Source organism: Kitasatospora sp. NPDC059571 (assembly GCF_042735675.1).
Lineage (GTDB): Bacteria > Actinomycetota > Actinomycetes > Streptomycetales > Streptomycetaceae > Kitasatospora.
This window is the reverse complement of record NZ_JBHWBW010000708.1, coordinates 1-2659: the sequence shown is the minus strand read 5'-3', so window position 1 is coordinate 2659 and position 2659 is coordinate 1. Positions and strand designations below refer to the sequence as shown.

The following is a 2659-nucleotide window of genomic DNA, read 5'->3' as shown; positions in this document are numbered from 1 at the left end:
GCGCTCTGTCGTCACAGGACGGCTGCAATCCACCTCAGCGGCCTTGATCAACCGACGCCCGGTCAGCCGCAGCAGGTACGGTCGATGCGTGGCTGGCAATCGATACGACAACGGGCAGGGCGGCGACCCCCGGCAGGGCTGGTCCGCGCCCGCCGGTCCGGCGCCGCGGCAGCAGCCCGGTGGCGGGCCCACGGGGGGCCCCGAGTACTTCACCGCGCCCTACGAGGCGTACCCCGCGCAGAGCCCCCAGGGGCAGGCGGCGCAGGCCCGGCAGGACGCCTACGGCGATCCCTACGGCGACCCCCGGGGCAGCGGCCCCGGCGGTGCCGGGCCGGGCGACCCGTACGCCGGCGACCAGCCCGGGCACACCCGGGCCTTCGCCATCGGCGAGGACCCGTACGCCGGCTACCCGGCCGGCGGCTACCAGGACGGGCAGGGCTACCAGGAGGCCCCGTACGGCGCCGACGACAACGTGGCGGTCTACCGGGCCGGCGGCCAGGTGGCGCCCCGGGTGGCCGGTCCGCGGCCCGGCTGGAAGGACCTGCTGGTCGGCATCTACCGGCAGCCGGCCCGCACCTTCGACCGGATGCGGGACCACCAGGCCTGGCTCCCCGCCGTCACCGTCTCGCTGATCTACGGCGTCCTCGCGGTGCTCGGCATGGGCTCCACCCACGACGACATCGTCGACTCGACCTTCTCCACCGCCGCCTGGGCGCTGGCCGCCGCGGGTATCGGCTTCACCCTGGCCGGTGCGGTGCTCGGCGCGGTCACGCACGGCCTGGCGCGCCAGCTCGGCGGGGACGGCCCGTGGCAGTCCACGGTCTGCCTGGCCATGCTCATCGGCTGGACGAGCGACGCGCCGCGGCTGCTGCTGGCGCTCTTCCTGCCCACCGGCAACGTCGTGGTGCAGGTGGTCGGCTGGCTGACCTGGCTGATCTGCGCGGTGCTGCTCACCACGATGGTCCGGCGGGTGCACGACCTGCCCTGGGGCAAGGCGGCCGGCGCGGCCGCGCTGCAGCTGCTGGCCCTGCTCGTCCTGATCAAGCTGCCGACGCTGAGCTGAGCCGGGGGCGGGCCCCGGGATAGGGTGGACGGTCTGTCCTCATCTGCCCCACGCAGTGTCCGGAGCACCCTCATGACCCTCTCCACCACCCACGTCAGCTTCCCCTCCGGTGCGACCACCGGTGAGTCGCCGGTGGTCGCCGTGCACCCGCTGGACGGCGGCCGGTACGCCGTCGTCACGGAGGCGACGCCGTTCCACCCGCTCGACCACACCTGGCCGGACCAGCCCGCCGACCTCGGCACGCTCACGGTCGGCGGCGTCGCGCACCCGGTGGTGGACTGCCTGACCGGGGCCGTCGGCCCGGACGGCGACGGCCTGCAGGTCGGCGCCGACATCCCGGTCCGGCGCGGGGACGAGGCCTGGGCCTGGCTGGTGCTCCACGTCGTCGAGCAGGAGCCGGCCGGCGCGGTCGGCCAGGTCGCCCGCCTGGAGGTCGACGCCGACCGCCGCGCCCGGCTCTCCGCCGCGCACAGCGGCTGCCACCTGCTCGCGCTCGCCCTCAACGCCGCGCTGGCGCCCCGCTGGCGCAAGGACCCGGGCCGTGCCGACGCCTTCGGCAACCCCGACTTCGACAGCCTCGCCATGGCGTCCTCCGTGATGGACACCGAGGCCAGCACCGACACCTACCGGCTCGGCAAGTCGCTGCGGAAGAAGGGGTTCAGCACCGAGGCGGCCGAGGGCCTGCCGGCCCTCGCGGACGCCCTGACGGCGCTGACCGAGACCGTCAACGCACAGCTCGCGGCCTGGGTCGCGGCGGACGCGCCGGTGCGGATCGAGGTGCCCGGGCCGGAGCTGACCGCCCGCCGCCGCTGGCACTGCGAGCTGCCCGTCGGCACCGCCGAGATCTTCTGCGGCGGCACCCACCTGCACCACCTCGGCGAGCTCGCCGAACTCCGCACCGAGCTGTCGCTCTCCGAGGACGGCAGCGAACTGGTCGCGGTGACCCGGCCCAAGCGCGCCTGACCCGGCGGAGGATGCCACAACGGGATTCTGCGGACGGAAGTTCCCCTTCCGTCCGCAGAATTCCGTTGCAAGTTCATAACGCGGGGTGGGTATGCCGCAATTGTTCGATTGGCGCATCCGGGGTGCCGATAGCGTTCGGCTGATCATTCAGCCCTCCAGCTCATCGGCGAGGACCACCATGACCACCCCCCAGTCGCCCCAGGGCCAGCCGGGCACCTTCGGCCCCGCCGACAACTTCGGCCAGCCCGCCCCGGGCTACGCCCCGCCGGCCGGCCAGGTTCCGGGCCAGTACCCGGGCCAGGTGCCGGGCCAGGCTCCGGCCTACGTGCCGCCGGGCGCCCAGGTCCCCGGCGGCTACGGCCAGCCGCCCGTGGTCAAGCCCAAGGGCGGCCGCGGCAAGAAGATCGTCATCGGTATCGTCACCGTGATCATGGTGATCGTGGTCAAGCTCGTCATCGGCTTCGCCATCGGCTACGCCACCGCGGACAAGCCGGTGCACGCCAAGGCCGGCGAGTGCGTCCACGTGACCGGCGGCAACACCAACCCCAAGGTCGACACCGTCGACTGCGGCAGCGCGGACGCCGACTACACCGTGGTCTCGGTGATCGACAACTCCTTCGACCTGCACGCCTG

General features: G+C 73.9%; 3 protein-coding genes. All 3 read left to right on the top strand.

The annotated features are described in order from the left end of the window. Positions 1-88 precede the first annotated feature (88 nt). Complete coding sequence (locus ACFV0G_RS38115; protein WP_380558065.1) at positions 89-1063, top strand: Yip1 family protein; 975 nt, start codon at positions 89-91, stop codon at positions 1061-1063. Between the two features lie 72 nt (positions 1064-1135). Beyond that, complete coding sequence (locus ACFV0G_RS38110; RefSeq protein ID WP_380558062.1) at positions 1136-2026, top strand: metal-dependent hydrolase; 891 nt, start codon at positions 1136-1138, stop codon at positions 2024-2026. 178 nt (positions 2027-2204) lie between these two features. After that, a partial coding sequence (locus ACFV0G_RS38105; RefSeq protein WP_380558059.1) for a hypothetical protein occupies positions 2205-2659 on the top strand: 455 nt, incomplete at its 3' end.